This is a genomic window from Nitratidesulfovibrio sp. D1, from assembly GCF_051133415.1.
In the GTDB taxonomy this organism is placed as follows: Bacteria; Desulfobacterota; Desulfovibrionia; order Desulfovibrionales; family Desulfovibrionaceae; genus Cupidesulfovibrio.
The window spans coordinates 20,755-38,616 of record NZ_JBPGNZ010000007.1 but is presented as its reverse complement, the minus strand read 5'-3'; the positions used below and the strand labels follow the sequence as shown (position 1 = coordinate 38,616).

Here is a 17,862-nt window from a genome sequence, read left to right as displayed (position 1 = left end):
CACTTCGTAACGAAGAAAAGGCAATGGGACAGCGGGAACAGAATCAGCAGTAATTTTTCTGAATTCCCCCAAAACGCATGGCGCCCGGCATATGCCGGGCGCCATGCGTTTTGGGGGAATTCGAAGAAGGGAGCGGTAGATGGATGTGGGGCGTCGCAGCCTACCCCCTGCCTGTCGCCCCCCGCTTTTCGCGGTAGCGGGCCACCTGGGTTTCGATGGCCGCGAACAGGGTGTCGCGGTTCACCGGCTTGGCGATGAAGTCGTCCATGCCTTCGGCCAGGAAGCGGTCGCGGTCGCCCTGCATGGCGTGGGCGGTCAGGGCGATGACCGGCACATCCGCCCAGGCGGCCCCCTGCGCCGCCGCCTCGCGGATGCGGCGGGTGGCCTCCAGCCCGCTGACCACGGGCATCTGCACGTCCATGAGCACCACGTCGAAGGGAACGTGTCCGCCCTGGCCATCCGGCCCGCCGGTCGCGGCGGCTCCGGGTTCCATGGGGCAGCCGTCGCGCAGGCGGTCCAGCGCTTCCTGGCCGTCGATGGCCAGGTGCACCTCGTAGCCGCGTTCCTGCAGGAAGAAGGTCAGGAATTCGCGGTTCAGGTCGTTGTCCTCGGCCAGCAGCACGCGCAGGGGAGGGGCCGTTTCCGGCTCGGCCGTGCCGTCCGCTCCATGGGCCAGGCGGACCGGACGGGCAAGGCGCAGGTCGGTGGCGCCCTGCGCCCCCTGCGGGGCGTCTTTGTCCACGGGCAGGGTGAACCAGAACCGGCTGCCCTGGCCGGGGATGCTGTCCACCCCGATGTCCCCGCCCTGCAACCGCACGATGTGCCGCGAGATGGCAAGGCCCAGGCCGCTGCCCCGGTGCCGCCGGGCGTGCGTGCCGTCGGCCTGCGAGAAACTTTCGAACAGCAGGGGCAGCTTGTCCGCCGCGATGCCGGAGCCCGTGTCCTCCACGCTGAAGCGCAGGCAGCCGCCCGGCCGGGGGCACGACTCGCTGCGGCGCACGTCCACGTGCACCCTGCCGGAATCGGTGAATTTCACGGCGTTGCCCGCCAGATTCACCAGCACCTGGCGCAGCCGCAGCGGGTCGCCCTGCATCTGGGCGGGCGCCTCCGCGTCGATGTGCACGGTGAGTGAAAGCCCCTTGCGTTCCGCCTGCACGGCCAGCGGCGCCAGCGCGTCGTTGACGGCGGCGCGCAGGTCGTAGGCCACCTGGTCCAGCCCCAGCCGCCCGGCCTCCATGCGCGAGAAGTCCAGCAGGTCGTTGATCACGTGCAGCAACCCCTCGGACACGTTGCGGATCATGGAAAGGTAGCGGGCCTGTTCCTCGTCGTGGGCATGGGGCGTGGTGTCGTGCTGGCGCGAGAGGGCCACGTCCACGATGCCCAGGATGCCGGAGAGCGGGGTGCGCATCTCGTGGCTGATGTTGGCCACGAACTGGCTCTTGAGTTCGCTGGCGCTTTCCGCCTCTTCCTTGGCCCGTTGCAGGGCCTGTTCCGCCTCGTACAGGCGGCTGATGTCCTGGAAGGCGCCGCGCGCCCGCACCGGCCTGCCGTCCGGACCGCGCTGCACCATGGCCTTCATCTGCCCCATCATCCGCCGCCCCTTGGCCGTCAGCAGGGGGATGTTGTCCCAGAAGACGGATTCCGGCTCGTCGGCGGGTTCGGTGAGCATCCGTTCGAACTGCGCCACGTAGTCCGGGGCGTACATGTAACAGCCCTCCAGCGGGCGGGGCAGCGGCGTGCCGGGCTCCACCTCGAGCAGGGCGTACAGCCCCGGCGACCAGTAGGTGGCCACGTCGTTGGCGATGTCGAAGTCGAAGCTGCCAAGGCCCGCGATGAGCTGGGCCTCCAGCAGCCGGGCTTCGCTGTCGCGCAGGGCCTGTTCGGCCTCGTGCAGGCGGGTGATGTCCTGGAAGGTGCCGCGCATGCGCAGGGGCGTGCCGTCCGGCGCGCGCTGCACCACGGCCTGCATGTGCCCCATGCCTCTGCGGCCCCGGGCGGTGAGGAAGGGGATGGTGTCCACGAGGATGCTTTCCGGCTGGGGAATGCGCGAGGCCAGCAGCGCTTCGTACCATCCGGCGCGCTCGGGCGCATGGATGACGGTGCCTTGCGAGGGGGCCGTGGGGGGCGTGGCCGGGTCCAGTTCCAGCAGGGCGTACAGGCCGGGGGACCAGTAGTCGGCCCGGTCGCGCGTGAGGTCGAACTCGAAGCTCCCGATGCGCGCGATCTGCTGCGCCTCCAGCAGCCGGGCCTCGCTCTGGCGCAGGGCCTGTTCGGCCTCATGCAGGGGGGTGATGTCCTGGAAGGTGCCCCGGATGTGTTCGGGCAGGCCGTCCGCGCCGTGCCGCGCCATGAGGTGCAGCCGCCCGAACCCGCGCCGCCCGGTGGCGGTGACGTAGGGGAACGAGCGCTGGAGGGTGGTTTCCGGCCGGTCGGCGGGGGCGGACAGGAACGATTCGAACCACGGGGCCGTCTCCGGCGCGTGGCTGAGGAATGCCTGCACCGGCGCCAGCGGGCCGTCGTGCGGGTCCAGTTCCAGCAGGCGGAACAGGCCGGGCGACCAGAACGCCTCGCCCTCGTGCAGGTTCACCGAATAGCTGCCCATGCGGGCGATGAACTGGGCCTCGTTGAGCCGGGCCTCGCTGTCGCGCAGGGCCAGTTCCGCCTCGCGCAGGCTGGTGATGTCCTGGAAGGTGCCCTGGGCGTGCAGGGGCAGGCGGTCGGGCCCGCGCGTGACCCGGCAGTGGAACTGCCCCCAGCCCTGCCGCCCGCCCAGGGTGCGGTACGGAAAGATGCGCTGCAATTCCGTCACCGGCTCGTCCGAAATGCTGGCCACGTGTTCGTGGTACCAGCCCAGTTCTTCCGGTGCGTGGAGGGTGAACACCTCGGCCGGGGGCGGGGGCGGCAGCGCGGGATCGTGGCCGAGCATCTCGTACAGCCCGGCGGACCACACGAACGCCCCGGTGTCCAGGTACAGTTCGAAGCTGCCCATGCGGGCGATCTGCTGCGCCTCCTGGAGGCGGGCCTCGCTCTGGCGCAGGGCCAGGCGGGCGGCCTCGCGCTGGGTGATGTCCTGCAGCACGGCCATGCACCGGGCGGGCGTGCCGGTTTCGCGGTCCTCGTGCAGGGGGCGCAGGCGCACCTCGTGGATGCGCTCGTTCACCGCCATGGTGAAGGTACGCTCGGCGCCCGCCAGGGCCACCTGCAACTGTTCCTCGAAGGGCAGGGCCGCCTGCGGGGGCAGCACGTCCGAAGGCGTGGCCCCTTCAAGCCGCTGGCCTGGCGCCAGCAGGCCGGTCAGTCCCAGCCCGTCGGCCAGCAGGCAGCGCATGCCCTCGTCGAAGAGCATGATGGCCCCGTCGGGATAGTTTTCGGCCAGGGTGCGGTAGCGGGCCTCGCTGCGGCGCAGCGCGGTCTCCGCCTCCAGGCGCCGGCCGCGCTGGCGGCTGGCCGACCAGGCCAGCAGCGAGACGGCCATGCACAGGGCCAGGGTCATGCCCGCGTTGGCCACCGTCTGCCGCCGCCACACGGACAGCGCCAGGTCCAGCGGGGTGTGCATGGTCATGCGGAACGGAAAGCCGCGCAACTGGTGCACCGCCACCAGCGCCTCGGGCGTTTCCACGATGCGCAGGCCGGGCATGATGATCCCCCTGCCGGACATGCCATCGTCGGGCATGTCGGCCAGGGACGTGCCGTCGAGCGAGGGCGGCGTGTCCGGTGGCCCGTCCGGCGCAGCGTTCCGCGATCCGTCCGGCCAAGCTCCGGTGGCCGCGGCCACCGAGGCGCGCAGGCAGGCCGCCCCGGCATCCGGAGGCCACACCACCAGCGGCGAGGCATCCTCGCCGAGCAGCGCGGTGCATTGGGCCTCGTCCGGGTCGTAGTCCTGGTAGCGGTCATGGAAGGAAACGGGGTCGATCAGGGCCGCCAGCGCACCGGCGAAGCTGCCGTCCGGCCCGGAGATGCGGCGGCTCAGCAGCATCCGGGGGGGCGCAGCCCCATGCTGGCCCTGCGGCTCCGGCAGCCTGACCACGTGGAAATCGCGCAGCAGGTCGCGGTGGGCGGCCAGCACCGCAGCCACGGGCAGGGGACCGGCAGGGCCGGGGAAGGGGCCGGTGGACGCCACCACGTGCCCGTCCGGGGCTACCCAGGCCAGTTCCATGGCATGGGGGCGCAGCAGGTCCAGCCGCTGGGCCAGCATCCTGTCCAGGGTGGGCCGGGCCGTGTCCCGGTGTTCCGCCACGTCCAGGGCCAGGCCGGCCAGCGAGATGTCCATGGCCTGCAACAGCCCGCCCACGTGTTCGCCCATCAGGCGCAGTTGCCCTTCCAGCCGCAGGCGGGCCATGTCCATGTGGCGTTCGCGCTCGCGCAGCATGTGGGTGGCGCTGGTGGCCACCACCGTCGCCAGCACCACCAGCAGCACCCAGCCCAGCATGCTGTCGCCAAGGCGGGCCGGGGGAACGCGGCGGCGCGTTCCGGACCCGTGGCCGTCGGAAAAACGCGGCCTTTCGGGCGGTGCTGGCGCGGCGGCGTCAGCCATGGCTGCGCCCGTCGCCGGCATCCCCGCCGGCGCTGTTCCCAACGAGGTCATGCCCAACGAGGTCATGCCCGGTCGCGTTCCGGCCGGGGGGCGGTGTTTCGGCGGGCAGGGCCATCAGCGCCTCGGTGTCCTCGAACAGCCGTTCAAGGATGGAGTTGGAAACCAGCATGCCGCCGCGGGTCAGCCGCAGGTAGCCGTCGCGGATGCGTAGCAGCCCTTCGCGGTGCAGCGCGTGCACCAGCCGCCGGTGGTCGCGCAGGAAGTCGCGCCCGGTCAGTTCGCGGTAGGCCCTCACCCGCAGGCCGCGCGCCGTGCGCAGCCGCAGCATGATCAGTTCCAGCACCCGCGTCTGCGGGGTCAGCCGTTCGGCCTCGGCGCCCACGCGGCCCTCGTCCACCTGACGGGTCCAGGCGGCGTGGTCCTCGGGGTTGTTCCAGCGCAGGCCGCCGATGGTGGATGCCGCCGACGGGCCGAGGCCAAGGTAGTCCTCGCCTTCCCAATAGCCCAGGTTGTGGCGGCACTGGAAGCCCATGCGGGCGAAGTTGGAAATTTCGTAGTGGATGTAGCCTTCGGATTCCAGCAGTTCCGCCCCATCCATGAACATGGCGGCCTGGGCGCGCTCCGGCGGCAGGTCCAGCCTGCCGGAGACGCAGTCGTCCTCCAGCGGGGTGCCGGGCTCCAGCGTCAGGCCGTAACAGGACAGGTGGTCCGGCCGCTGGCGCACCACCTCCTTCAACTGCTTCATCCACTGGCGCAGGGTCTGGCCCGGCAGGCCCCAGATCAGGTCCATGCCCACGTTCTGGAAGCCCGCCGCGCGTACCGCCCGGTAGGCGTCCAGCGCCTCGCGCGCGCGGTGCGGCCTGCCCAGGGTGTGCAGCATGGCGTCGTCCAGGCACTGCACGCCCATGGACAGCCGGTTCACCCCCACGGAGAGCAGGGTGCGCAACTCCGACGGACGCAGCAGCGATTCCGGGTTGCCCTCCATGCTGATCTCCGCCCCCGGCTGCACCGCGAACGCCTTGCGCACCCGGTCCAGTATCGCCCCCACGGTGCGCGCGGGCAGCAGGCTGGGCGTGCCCCCGCCAAAGAATACCGAGGTCACCGGTACGCCGCCCATGCGGTCGCCCCACACGGCCAGTTCGCGCAGCAGGGTGTCCACGTAGTCGCGCACGGCCGCCGCCGCCCCCATCTCCAGCGAGTGGAAGGCGCAGTACCGGCACTTGCGCCGGCAGAACGGCACGTGGATGTACAGCAGCATTGTGTGTGGCGGTGTTTTGTATGCCTCCGGCGGGCAGGGGGCGCTGCCCCCTGCACCCCCGTTTCGGCTGTGTATATTGGGACAGTTTTGTACGCCCGGCGGCTATCGCTCTGCGATGTGGTAAGCCCAACTAAAAAGTTTGGGGGGGAGGGGTCCGGGGAGGGAGACCCTTTTCAAAGGGTCCCCTCCCCGGAAGATTTTATCTTTGTTTTTGTTCGACTCCCGTAGCCGTTGCGAAGTCGCGGGCGAAGCGTTCGGCTTCGCTGTACAGGCAGCCGCAGTAGTTCTGGCGGTGGATGCCCCATTCTTTGGAGGTATCGATGCCTTCCTGCCAGGCGGTACGGAAGTCGCGGTACAGGAAGGGCGCGTTGCCGTCGGCGGCGATGCCGTGGCCCACCTCGGCGATCATGTCGTGGCGTTGGCGGCGCGAGTAGAGCAGGCTGGTGGTGAAGGCGTCGTAGCCGTCGCGTTCGGCGATGGCGCGGGTGCGTTCAAGGCGGGTGGCGTAGCACACCCGGCAGCGCACGCCGGGTTGTTCGCGCCAGGCCATGTGGCGCAGCCAGGCGGCGGGGTCGTACTCGGCGTCGCGCCAGATGACGGGCAGGTCGAGCCGCCGCGAGACTTCGTGCATGGCCTCGCGGCGGCGCAGGTATTCCTGCACGGGGTGGATGTTGGGGTTGAGGAACAGGGCGGTGACCTCGTGTCCCTCGTCGCGCAGCATCCGCACCGTGGCGATGGAGCACGGCCCGCAGCAGACGTGCAGCAGGACGCGCATGGCGTTACCGGGCGGGCCTGATGTCGAGATGCACGCCGAACTGGCGTTCCAGGTCGAGCAGGCGTTCGCGCTTGTGGTTCAGCAGGTGCATGGCAAGCTCGGCCCCGGTCTCGAAGACGAACGACGGCGTGCCGTGCGGCAGGGCGCGCAACTGGCGGTGGATTTCGCGCAGGGCCTGCAACGACTGCCACTCCATGTTGCGGCGCAGGCCGGACCCCTTGCAGCAGGGGCAGGTTTCCATGGTGATGGCCAGCGCGGACGAGCCGGTGCGCTGGCGCACCACCTGCAACAGGCCGAAGCGGCTCATCTTGCCCACGTCGTGGCGGGCGCGGTCGTTCTTCATGGCGTTGCGCAGGGTCTTTTCCACTTCGCGCCAGTGGTTGCGGTCCCGCATTTCGATGAAGTCGATGACCACCTGGCCGCCGATGTCGCGCAGCTTCAGTTGCTGGGCCACGGTTTCGGCCGCTTCCATGTTGGTCTTCAGCGCCATGGATTCGAAATTGGTCTTGCCGGAGATCTTGCCCGAGTTGATGTCGATGGCCATCAGCGCTTCGGTCTGGTCGAAGACGAGACGGCCGCCGGAGGGCAGGGTGACCTCGCGCGAGTAGATCTGCTCCAGTTGGCGCTGGATGCCGAAGCGTTCCCACAGGGTGCGGGACTGATCCTTGTAGACCTTGACCAGGCTGCCCTTGCGCGGGAACAGCAGCGAGGAATAGTCCTCGATGAGCGTGGCGGTGTGCTCGTCGTCCACCCACACCTCGGCCACGTCGTCGCTGAGGTAGTCGCGCACCGCGCGAGAGGCCAGGTCCGGCTCCTTGTAGATCAGGCAGGGGGCGGATTCCTCGGTGCCCTTCTTGCGGATGTCCTTCCACAGGCGCTTCAGGAATTGCAGGTCGCGCTGGAGGGTGGTCTTGCTGGTGCCCGCGCTGACGGTGCGCACGATGACGCCAAGGCCGGGGCCGGGGTTCAGCCCTTCCAGCATTTCGCGCAGGCGGCCGCGCTCCTCGTCGTCCTCGACCTTGCGCGAGACGCCGATCTGCTCGCGCCCCGGGGTGAGCACCAGGAAACGGCCCGGCATGGACAGATAGGTGGTCAGGAACGCGCCCTTGCTGCCGGTGGGTTCCTTCACCACCTGCACCAGCACTTCCTGCCCGGCCTTCAGCACCTTCTGCATGAGCGGGTACTTCTTGCCCTTGGTCGCGTCGTGCGGGGTGTTGTAGTATTCGGGGTGCACCTCGTCGATCTGGAGGAAGCCGTTTTTTTCGGCCCCGTAGTTGACGAAGGCGGCCTGAAGGTTGGTGTCGACGTTGTTGATGATGCCGCGGTAGATGTTGCCCTTGGTCTTGGCCTGGTGGACCATCTCCACGTAGTATTCCTTGACCAGGTTATCCTTGGCGCCTTCCTCGGCAAGGGCGACTTCCACCTGCTCGCCGGGCAGCACGCTGATGAACATCCTCAGCTTGCTCTTTTTCGTTGTCATGCAATCCTCTGCGGAAAAAAGTGTAAAAATTCAAAAGTTCGCAACATGCTGCCGTGCCTGCGGCGCGCCCGCGCGGGAATGCGCGCGGGGTTCGCAGCGCAGCCGGAGGGGTGCGGACGCGCCGTGCGCGTGGCCACCCGGAATGGACGCGCATGAGCGCGTTTTCTTCCGGGCCGGGCGGTCGGTGCGCCCGTGCACTTCCGGTGCGTCGCCGCGACAGCGGCCGCCCGGCGCTACCCGTTGCGGGGTGTGCGCCCGGCGTGGAAAATTTCGCCGTCCGTATCGCGCGGCAGGGCCGTTTCGGCCACGGGTGCGCATGCGCCCCGCGCCGCCAGCCCGGCCAGCGCCCTCCGCACCGCGTCCAGCGGGGCCCCCAGGGCCTTCGCCAGTTGCGGCGCGGTCTGCGGCCTGCGCGTTATGGAGCGCAGCACCGCCTCTTGCAGGTTCCCCGCGTCCATCCCGCTATCCATGGGGGTATCCATGGCGGCATCCCCGGAAGGATGCCCAGGGGAAGAACGCGCGGGGGCATCCGCGTCTGTTTCACTGGCCGCACGGCAGGGACCGTCATCCGGTTCCGCCGCCGTGGGGGCTTGTTCCGCCGGTGCCGTGGGCGCACACCCGGCGGCCGTGTTCAGTTCGCCGCTCCAGCGGGCCAGCACGTCCCTGCCCACGGGCAGGGCGCGCGGGCTTGCGCCCGGCCGCGACAGGGTGGTCACGTCCACCCGGTGGGGGGCCAGTTCGCGCACGTAGTCACGCAACAGGGCGAGGTTTTCCGCCGTGTCGTTGATGCCGCGCGCAAGCAGCACCTCCAGGTAAATCCGTCCGCCGAACCCGCGCGCGAACCCCAGCAGGCCGTCGGCCACGCCGCGCGCGGTCACGCCCTTGCACGGGCGGTTCAGCGCGCGGAATTCCGCCTCGACCAGCGAATCCAGCGAGGGCAGCACCACGTCCGCCCCGGCCAGGTCGGCGCGCACGTCGTCCCGGTGGAGCAGGGTGGAGTTGGTCAGCACCGCCACGGGCACGCCGGGCAGGATGTCCCGGCAGCCCGCGATGATGCGGGCAAGGTCGCTGTTCAGGCAGGGTTCGCCCGAGCCGCCCAGCGTCACGTGGTCAAGCCGGATGGCGGCCTCGGCGTCGCGCCAGCGGGCCAGTTCGTCCAGCAGCACGCGGGCCGGGACGTACGGCGCCCGCTCGCAGGTGTGCACGTCCGTCGCGCCCACCTCGCAGTACAGGCAGTCCATGGAGCACACCCGCCCGCCAAGCAGGTCGAGGCCGAGCGAACGGCCAAGGCGGCCGGAGGCCACCGGACCGAACACGTGGGCAAGGGGCATGCTGTCCAGAACGTCCTCGTGCGGGAAATGCGTGCGAACGATGCGTGCACGGCGCGGCGCGGGCCGCACCTTTCACCGTGGGGTGCATCAAAACGGGTTTTCAGGAAAAAAGCAAGCGGGGGCGGGAAACCGGTGGGGTTCTCTGGCCGTTTTGCAGGGCCCCGACGGATGATGCAGGGGCAGGGACGCGCACTAGCACGCGCCGGAGCGGCCGTCCATTGGAATGTTGCATGCCCCGATGGCGCCCGGCGCGGAGTACCGCATGCCGGATGCGGCACGGGGGGTGTCCGTGCATGTCTGGACAGAACCGGGCATATCGGGCGGACCCGCGCGGCCTCTCCGTTCGCCTCGTCCCGCCGTGCGGGCCGCCGCTTCTTGACACCGCACCCCTGTCCCGGTAGGCCCTTCGTTCCATAGGGCCGGGACCGGGCCTGCCATCGGCGGCGGGCGCGGCCCCGGGCGCGCGCACGGCGCGCGCCGCCCGGCTTCGCGCGTGCGGGCCGGTTGCCGGTGAACCATCAGGAGGAATTCCCATGCCCGCATACGGAGAACTGGTCATCCTGCAAAGCCCGCGCGGCAAGCGCTACCTGCGCCGCGTCGAAGAGGGCAACGATCTGCACTGCCAGGAAGGCGTGCTGCCCATGGCCGACCTTGCCGCCGCCGAGTACGGCACCGAGGTCCGGACCAGGCAGGGCGTGCCCTTTCGCGTGCAGCGCCCCACCATCACCGACCTGGTCAAGGGCGTGAAGCGCCAGACCCAGATCATCTATCCCAAGGATATCGCGTACATCTGCATGCGCCTTGGCGTCGGCCCCGGCCGCACCATCATCGAGGCGGGCTCCGGTTCCGGCAGCCTGACCGTGGCGCTTTCGTGGTTCTCTGGCCCCACCGGCCGCGTCTGCACCTACGAGGCGCGCGAGGAATTCTACAAGCTCTGCCGCCGCAACCTCGACTGGGCGGGCGTGGGCCAGAACGTCACCCAGTTCAACCGCGACATCGCGGAAGGCTTCGAGCAGACCGACGCCGACGCCCTGTTCCTGGACGTGCGCACCCCGTGGGACTACCTGCACCACGTGGTCCGCGCCGTGAAGCCGGGCGCTGCCCTGGGCTTCCTTGTGCCCACCGTGGACCAGGTGTCGAAGCTGCTGCACGGCATGGAAACCGGCCCCTTCGACGACATCGAGGTCTGCGAAATCCTGGTCCGCCGCTGGAAGCCCGTGGCCGACCGCCTGCGCCCCGAAGACCGCATGATCGCCCACACCGGGTTCCTCATCTTTGCCCGGCATCAGGAACGCTCCGAAGAATGGGACTCGTTCCGCACCCTGGGCACCCGCGAACGCAAGCAGGAAGCCGCCCGCCAGGAACGCCTGGCCGCCGCGCGCGGCGATGCGGATACCCCGGACGGCGACGACAGCTTCGAGTAATACTATTTCGGGGGAAGGAAGGGGAACTTTCCCGAAGGTTCCCCTTCCTTCCCCCGCTCTCCGCCTTTAATTTTCACTTCGGAACCGTCATGAACTTCACCATCCAGAATCTCAGCAAGTCCTACAACGGGCAGGACATCCTTGCCGACTTCTCGCTTGAGGTGCAGTCGGGGGTGCGGCTGTGCGTGTGCGGTCCCAACGGGTGCGGCAAGTCCACGTTGCTGCGCATCATCGCGGGCGTGGAGTCGGCGGACGGCGGCAAGGTGCTGCTGCCCAAGGGCTGCCGTCTGGGCTACGTGCAGCAGGAACTGGGCGACGACGTGCTGGACCGCCCCCTGCTGGACTGGGTGCTGGACGTGCTGCCCGCGTGGCACGACTTCTGGGCGGAATGGGAGGCGGCCACCCACGCCGGGGACGAGGCGGCCATCCGCAGGCTGGGCGCGAAGCAGGCGGAGCTTGAGCAGGTGTACGGGTACAACCCGGAACACCGGGCGCGGGCGGTGCTGTCGGGCCTCGGCTTCGCGGAGCGCAAGTGGAGCCTGCCCATCCGCAAGCTGTCGGGCGGCTGGCGCGAGCGCGCCAAGCTGGCCCGCGTGCTGACCGCCGGGGCCGACGTGCTGCTGCTGGACGAACCCACCAACCACCTCGACCTCGAAGCCGTGGAATGGCTGGAAGCCTTCCTGATGGACTACAAGGGCGCGCTGGTGTTCGTGGCGCACGACCGGGTGTTCATGGACAAGGTGGGCACGCACGTCCTGTACCTTGGGGCCGGCAAGCCCATGTACCGGCGCGGCACGTTCAGCCAGTTCGTGGCCTTGCAGGAAGAGGTGGAGGGCCAGCGCGAGCGCGAGGCCCAGCGGTTGCAAGAGGAAATCGCCCGCAAGATGGACTTCGTGCGGCGGTTCCGGGCCAAGGCCACCAAGGCGCGGCAGGCTGGTTCGCGCCAGAAGATGGCCAAGAAGCTGGAAAAGGAACTGGAGAACTACCGGCCGGAGCAGAAGCGGCGCGAACTGGACTTCTCGTGGCCGGAGCCCGCGCGGGCGGAAAAGACCATCCTCAGCGTGGTGGACCTGGAATACACGTTTCCGGACGGCACGGGCCTGTGGCCCGGTCTGACCTTCAACATCTACCGGGGCCAGAAGATCGCGCTGGCCGGTCCCAACGGGTGCGGCAAGTCCACGCTGCTCAAGGTCATCGGCGGCAGGCTGGAGAAGAGCGGCGGCTCGGTGGTCATGGGCACGCTGGTGCGCATGGGCTTCTTCAGCCAGCACCAGTTGGAGACGTTGAACCCCTCGGGCACGGTGCTGGGCGAAATCCGCCGCCTGTCCGACCCGCGCACCACGGAAGAAGAACTGATGAGCGTGCTCGGGCTGTTCCTGCTCGGGCAGAACTATTTCGACCGGGTGGTGGGCGAGCTTTCCGGCGGCGAGAAGAGCCGCCTGATCCTGGCCGCGCTGTTTCTGGCCCGCTGCAATTTCCTGGTGCTGGACGAACCCACCAACCATCTGGACCTGGAAAGCCGCGAAGCGCTGGTGGAGGCGTTGCAGAACTACGAGGGCACCATCCTGATGGTGGCCCACGACCGGCACCTGCTGTCCAGCGTGGCCGACGAGATATGGGCGCTGTCGCCCGCCGGGGTGGCGGTGTACGAGGGCGGGTTCGAGGAATACGACGCGGCGCGCCGCCAGCAGGGCGAATCCGGCAGCCTGACGCCGGGCGCGGGCGAGGCCAAGCGCGAGACCCCGTCCCTTTCGCGCGACGACATGAAGCGCATCAAGCGCGAGCAGGCCGAGCAGCGCAACGCCCTGTACAAGGAACTGAAGCCCAGACAGGACGCCTACGCCAAACTGGAAAAGCAGTTGGAAACGTCGCTGGCCGAACAGGCCGAGGTGGAGCAGACCCTGGCCGACCCTGCGGTGTACGCCGATTCGGCGCGGGCCACGGAACTGCTGAAGCGCTTCGGAGAATTGCAGCGGCAGGGCGAAGACCTGTTCGAGAAGATGAGCGAACTGGAAGCGGTGATCGCCGATCTGGAAACGCGGCGGGCGGCGTTGACCGTGGAAGGGGCGTAGCATGGGCGCGGGCTCGTCGAAACCGGCAATACCCGTCGCGGACGCCCCCGCGCCGCCCGCATCCACGCAGTCCCCGGCCCGGCGCATCGCCGTGGTGGCGGGCATCCTGTGGGACGGGGGGCGGTTCCTGGCCGTGGAGCGCCCGCAGGGCAAGCCGCAGGCCGGGTTCTGGGAATTTCCCGGCGGCAAGATAGAGCCGGGCGAGGCCCCGGCGGACGCCCTGGCCCGCGAACTGCGCGAAGAACTGGGCGTGACCCCGGTGCAGGCCGCCTTCTGGCGCACCGTGCGGCACGACTACCCGCACCTGTCGGTGGAACTGCACTTCTTCCACGTCACCGGGTTCACCGGCACGGTCACCGCGCTGGAAGGCCACCGCTTCGCGTGGCTGACCTGGGACCAGGCTATGCGCCTGCCGTTCCTGGAGGCGGACCTGCCGCTGGTGGCCGACCTGCGGGATGGTCCCGTACCGGGCGGCGGGCCGGGGCAGGGAAGCGAAACGGCGCGCTCGTCTCAAGGAAACGACTGCCCGTAGGGAGGGCATATGGAACAACTGTTGTGGATCATGCTGGCCCTGCTGGCGGGGGCGACCCTGCCCACGCAGGCGGGCATCAATGCGGCGTTGCAGGCGGACTGGGCGCGGCATCCGGCCCTGGCCTCGCTGATTTCGTTCACGGTGGGCACGGCGGCGCTGGCGCTGTACGTGCTGGCCTCGCGCATTCCGTTTCCTTCGGTGTCCACGTCGTCGGCGTGGCAGTGGACGGGCGGGCTTCTGGGCGCGTTCTTCGTCACCGTGGTCACCTTTCTGGCCCCGCGCCTGGGGGCCACGGCCATGATCGCCCTGGTGCTGGCCGGGCAGATGGCGGCGTCGGTGACGCTGGACCACTTCGGCCTGCTGGGCTACCCGGAACGTCCGCTGGGGCTGGCGCGTTTTGCCGGGCTGACGCTGGTGGCGGTGGGGGTGTTTCTGGTGCGCCGTTTCTAGCCGGGGAACCCCCCGCGCACGACGCCAGGCGGTCAATTGCGTTCCGCCGCGCGTCGGCATATGGTGAACGGCTGCGGCCGGTAAGGGCTGCCGTCAGGTGCGGCGACCCCGGCGCGGGCCGCGGCATGGTGGGGAATCGGGGAAGTCCCGGAACGTCGAGGGAAGCCGGAATACGGCGGGCGCGGGTCCGCCTTCAGGCGCAAGGAGTGCATCATGTCCAAGGAAAGACTTGTCGTCGCCGTGTGCGGGGCCACCGGGGCGGTGGGCCGCGAAATGCTGAACACGCTGGAACAGCGCGAATTTCCCGCGGCGGAGGTCATCCCCTTCGCCTCGGCCCGTTCCGCGGGCAACAAGGTGCCCTTCATGGGCGGCGAACTGACCGTGCGCGAACTGACCGAAGATTCCTTCCGGGGCGTGGACATCGCCCTGTTCTCGGCGGGCGGCGCGACCTCGGAGAAATTCGCCCCCCATGCGGTGCAGGCCGGGTGCGTGGTGGTGGACAACTCCAGCGCGTGGCGCATGGACGAGCGCTGCCCCCTGGTGGTGCCCGAGGTGAACGCCCACGCCCTTGACGCGCACAACGGCATCATCGCCAATCCCAACTGTTCGACCATCCAGATGGTGGTGGCGCTGAAACCCCTGCACGACGCGGCGAAAATCACCCGCGTGGTGGTTTCCACCTATCAGGCCGTTTCCGGCACCGGGCAGAAGGCCATCGACGAACTGGAAAAGCAGGTGCGGCAGATGTTCAACATGCAGGAACCGGACGTTGCCGTGTACCCGCACCGCATCGCCTTCAACTGCCTGCCGCAGATCGACGTGTTCATGGACAACGACTACACCAAGGAAGAAATGAAGATGGTGCTGGAAACCGTGAAGATCATGGAGGACCCCTCCGTGAAGGTCACCGCCACCTGCGTGCGCGTGCCCGTCTTCTACGGCCATTCCGAGTCGGTGAACATCGAGACCGAGCGCAAGCTTTCCGCCAGGGAGGCCCGCGCCATCCTCGCGCAGGCCCCCGGCGTGCGGGTGTACGACAACCCCGCCCAGAAGATGTACCCCATGCCCATCGACGCGGCGGGCGAGGACGAGACCTTCGTGGGCCGCATCCGCGAGGACGAGACCATCGCCAACGGCCTGAACATGTGGATCGTTTCCGACAACATCCGCAAGGGCGCGGCCCTGAACGCCGTGCAGATCGCCGAGGCGCTGGTGGAGCGCGACCTGCTGAAGGTACGCGACCCGCAGCTTTTCCTCCGCTAACGGCGCTAACGGCGCTAACGTCGCTGACGTCCGGCATCGAGTTCACGAATCCAGCGATGCGGCCGTCCGAGTCCGGCAAGCCCGGCCGGGCGGCCGCGCGTCCGTCCGGCATCGTGCCGGCCGCCGCCCCTCGCCATCCCCTGTCACAAGGAGCGATCACGCCGTGATCCCCGTGCTTGATACCGACGACTACGTCGCCCGCCTGCTGTCCCGCGAACGCCCCGGCGAAGCGGGCATCCTCGCTTTCTACGAGCACCGCGTGGGCGCGGTGTGCCGCAACCCGCGCCTGATGCTCATGCCCCTCGACGACCACCTGGCCCATCGCGGCGACGGCATCTTCGAGAGCATGAAGTACCTGCACCGCCGCATCTACCAACTGGACGCGCACCTGGAGCGCATGCGCCGCTCCGCCGCCGGGCTGTACCTGGCCCCGCCGTGCGCGTGGGAGCGCATGCGCGAGATCATCGTCGAGGTGGCGCAGGCAGGCGGCGAGGCCAACGGCTCCATCCGCGTGCTGGTGGGGCGCGGCCCCGGTGGCTTCGGCATCGACCCCGCCGAATGCCCGGAACCCAGCCTGTACGTGGCCGCCTACCGTTTCACCCCTAAGCCCGAGGCGTGGTTCGACAAGGGGCTGACGGCCTTCCGCAGCACCATCCCCGCCAAGCAGGGCTACCTTGCGCGCATCAAGAACGCCAACTACCTGCCCAACGTGCTCATGACCCGCGAGGCGCACGAGCGCGGCATGGACGTGCCCTTCTCGTTCGACGAGGAAGGTTGCCTGGCCGAGACCGCCATCGCCAACGTGGCCCTGGTGGACGAAACCGGAACCCTGGTGGTGCCGGAGTTCACCAACGCCCTTGCGGGCACCACCGTGCTGCGCGCCGTGGAACTGGCCCAGGGCGAACTGCCCGTCAGCTTCCGCAAGGTGCGCGAGCAGGAACTGCACGCCGCCCGTGAAATCCTGGTGCTGGGCACCAGTTCCGACTGCGTGGCCGTGGTGGCCTACGAAGGCCGCCCCGTGTGCGACGGCCGCCCCGGCCCGGTCTCGCGCCGGTTGCGGGCGTTGCTGCAGGCGGATTTGCTGGAAAACGGCGTGCCGTTCTAGGGAAGTGAAGATGTGAAGCACGCGGGGGGGAAGGGGAGAAACTTTTGGAAAAGTTTCTCCCCTTCCCCCCGCACCCCCCATCCCCTCTTCAAAACTTTTCAATGGGTGGGATGAGGATATATTGCGTTGGACAGGGATGCTACTGTTGTTGAACGCTACCCCCGAATGAAAAGTTTTGGGGGGAGGGGTCCGGGGAGGGAGACCTTTTTTAAAAGGTCCCCTCCCCGGTCGGAATGTTTTTATATGCGGGAATACGCGCTGCCATGACCACCGACACCGCCATGCACATCATCCTGCTGGACCTCGGGCGCGAGATGCGCGGGGGCCAGTTGCAGGTGTTCTACCTGGCCCGCGCGCTGCACCGCAGCGACGGGTTTTCGGTGGTGGTGGCCTGCCCGGCGGGCGCGCCCCTGGCGCGCGAGGCGGCGGCGGCGGGCATTCCCGTGCTGCCCCTGCCGGGCCGCCGGTCGTGGAGCCCGCGCGCGCTGCTGGCCCTGCGGCGCGAGGCGCGCGGCCACGGCGCGGTGGTGCTGCACACCCACGACGCCCGCGCGGCCAGCCTGGGCGCGCTGTGCAAGGGCACGTGGGGGGCAAAGGTGCGGCTGGTGCACACCCGGCGGGTGTCCTATCCGCTGGGCCGGGGCCTGAGCCGCCGCAAGTATCTGGCGGCCGACGCGGTGGCGGCGGTCAGCGCGGAGACGGGCGGCGTGCTGGCGGCGGCCGGGCTGGACCCGGCGCGCATCACGGTGATCCATTCCGGCATCGACCCCACCCGCTACTACCCCCGGCGCGAACGCGGCGACGGCCGCTTCGTGTTCGGCATGGTGGGCGCGCTCACCCCGCAGAAGGGGCACACGGTGCTCATCGAGGCGCTGGCGGCGTTGCAGGCGCGCGAGGCCGCGCACGCGGATGATGACGCCGGGGAAGTGCAGGGCGGACCGCTCCTGCCCCCGTGGGAAGTGCGCGTGGTGGGCGAAGGCCCGCTGTTCGGCATCCTGCTGGACCGCGCCGACGAACTGGGCGTCTCGCCGCGCATGGCCTTTCTGGGACGCCAGGACAGCCGCCGCATGCTGCCCGACTGCGACGCCCTGGTGGTGCCTTCCGTGCACGGCGAAGGCAGCAGCGGCGTGATCAAGGAAGGCTGGGTCACCGGGCTGCCGGTGATCTGCTCCGGCCTGGCCTCCAACCTGGAACTGGTGCGCGACGGCGAGAACGGGCTGGTGGTGCCCCCCGGCGACGCCGAAGCCCTGGCCGAGGCCATGCACCGCGTAGCCGGCGACGCCGCCCTGCGCGCCCGGCTGGTGGAAGGCGGCACGGCCAGCGTGGCCCACTACACCGACATGCGCATGGCCGAAGCCTACATGGCCCTGTACCGCCGCCTGCGCTAGGGGCTGTTTCTAAATTGTCCTTTCGCCCGTTGGCTGACCGACCCGAAGGGCGCGAAGCGTGCCCGTTACGCGAGCTTGCGAGTGTTACGGGCATCGAGCGCAACGCGGTCAAACTTCGTCTGCCATGGCGTTGCTGTCCTTATCCGTAAGACTCGCAAGCTCGTCTAACGGCTAAGGCTCGGTCGAATACGGTAAGAGTATGCTCTGCGGTCGCCATCCGTAATGCTCGAAGACTCGCATAACGGCTGCC

The 17,862-nt window shown here is 69.2% G+C and carries 12 protein-coding genes; 7 read left to right on the top strand and 5 right to left on the bottom strand.

Features of this window, described 5'->3' with window-relative positions; genetic code table 11:
- Positions 1–160: 160 nt before the first annotated feature.
- The 5 genes from ACR4XJ_RS14100 to ACR4XJ_RS14080 all read right to left on the bottom strand — a co-directional run bounded on the left by ACR4XJ_RS14100 (position 161) and on the right by ACR4XJ_RS14080 (position 9,378).
- A complete protein-coding gene (locus ACR4XJ_RS14100; RefSeq protein ID WP_434755803.1) occupies positions 161–4,534 on the bottom strand; it encodes an ATP-binding protein in 4,374 nt (1,457 codons plus the stop codon).
- The gene (gene hemW, locus ACR4XJ_RS14095; RefSeq protein ID WP_434755802.1) at positions 4,527–5,792 is read right to left on the bottom strand and encodes a radical SAM family heme chaperone HemW; all 1,266 of its coding nucleotides are present in this window, start codon (positions 5,790–5,792) and stop codon (positions 4,527–4,529) included. The genes ACR4XJ_RS14100 and hemW overlap by 8 nt, the downstream gene beginning before the upstream one ends.
- A 199-nt stretch (positions 5,793–5,991) precedes the next feature.
- Positions 5,992–6,567, bottom strand: coding sequence for an epoxyqueuosine reductase QueH (locus ACR4XJ_RS14090; protein WP_434755801.1), 576 nt, complete (start codon positions 6,565–6,567; stop codon positions 5,992–5,994).
- Positions 6,568–6,571: 4 nt separating this feature from the next.
- Entirely contained in the window at positions 6,572–8,047 is a 1,476-nt protein-coding gene (locus ACR4XJ_RS14085; RefSeq protein ID WP_434755800.1) for an Rne/Rng family ribonuclease, read from the bottom strand.
- A 233-nt stretch (positions 8,048–8,280) separates the two neighbouring features.
- Positions 8,281–9,378, bottom strand: coding sequence for a radical SAM protein (locus ACR4XJ_RS14080; protein ID WP_434755799.1), 1,098 nt, complete (start codon positions 9,376–9,378; stop codon positions 8,281–8,283).
- A 533-nt stretch (positions 9,379–9,911) separates the two neighbouring features.
- Here ACR4XJ_RS14080 and ACR4XJ_RS14075 point away from each other — a divergent pair.
- The 7 genes from ACR4XJ_RS14075 to ACR4XJ_RS14045 all read left to right on the top strand — a co-directional run bounded on the left by ACR4XJ_RS14075 (position 9,912) and on the right by ACR4XJ_RS14045 (position 17,612).
- On the top strand, positions 9,912–10,802 hold the full coding sequence (locus tag ACR4XJ_RS14075; protein WP_434755798.1) for a tRNA (adenine-N1)-methyltransferase: 891 nt from the start codon (positions 9,912–9,914) through the stop codon (positions 10,800–10,802).
- 89 nt (positions 10,803–10,891) lie between these two features.
- Complete coding sequence (gene abc-f, locus ACR4XJ_RS14070) at positions 10,892–12,874, top strand: ribosomal protection-like ABC-F family protein (RefSeq protein ID WP_434755797.1); 1,983 nt, start codon at positions 10,892–10,894, stop codon at positions 12,872–12,874.
- Between the two features lie 28 nt (positions 12,875–12,902).
- Entirely contained in the window at positions 12,903–13,406 is a 504-nt protein-coding gene (locus ACR4XJ_RS14065; protein WP_434755931.1) for a (deoxy)nucleoside triphosphate pyrophosphohydrolase, read from the top strand.
- Positions 13,407–13,415: 9 nt separating this feature from the next.
- Positions 13,416–13,856 (top strand): DMT family transporter, encoded by a 441-nt coding sequence (locus ACR4XJ_RS14060; RefSeq protein ID WP_434755796.1) that lies wholly within the window; start codon positions 13,416–13,418, stop codon positions 13,854–13,856.
- Positions 13,857–14,069: 213 nt separating this feature from the next.
- Positions 14,070–15,119, top strand: coding sequence for an aspartate-semialdehyde dehydrogenase (locus ACR4XJ_RS14055; protein ID WP_434755795.1), 1,050 nt, complete (start codon positions 14,070–14,072; stop codon positions 15,117–15,119).
- 163 nt (positions 15,120–15,282) lie between these two features.
- Positions 15,283–16,224, top strand: coding sequence for an aminotransferase class IV (locus ACR4XJ_RS14050; protein ID WP_434755794.1), 942 nt, complete (start codon positions 15,283–15,285; stop codon positions 16,222–16,224).
- A gap of 263 nt (positions 16,225–16,487) precedes the next feature.
- Positions 16,488–17,612, top strand: coding sequence for a glycosyltransferase family 4 protein (locus ACR4XJ_RS14045; RefSeq protein WP_434755793.1), 1,125 nt, complete (start codon positions 16,488–16,490; stop codon positions 17,610–17,612).
- The last annotated feature ends 250 nt before the right edge of the window (positions 17,613–17,862 follow it).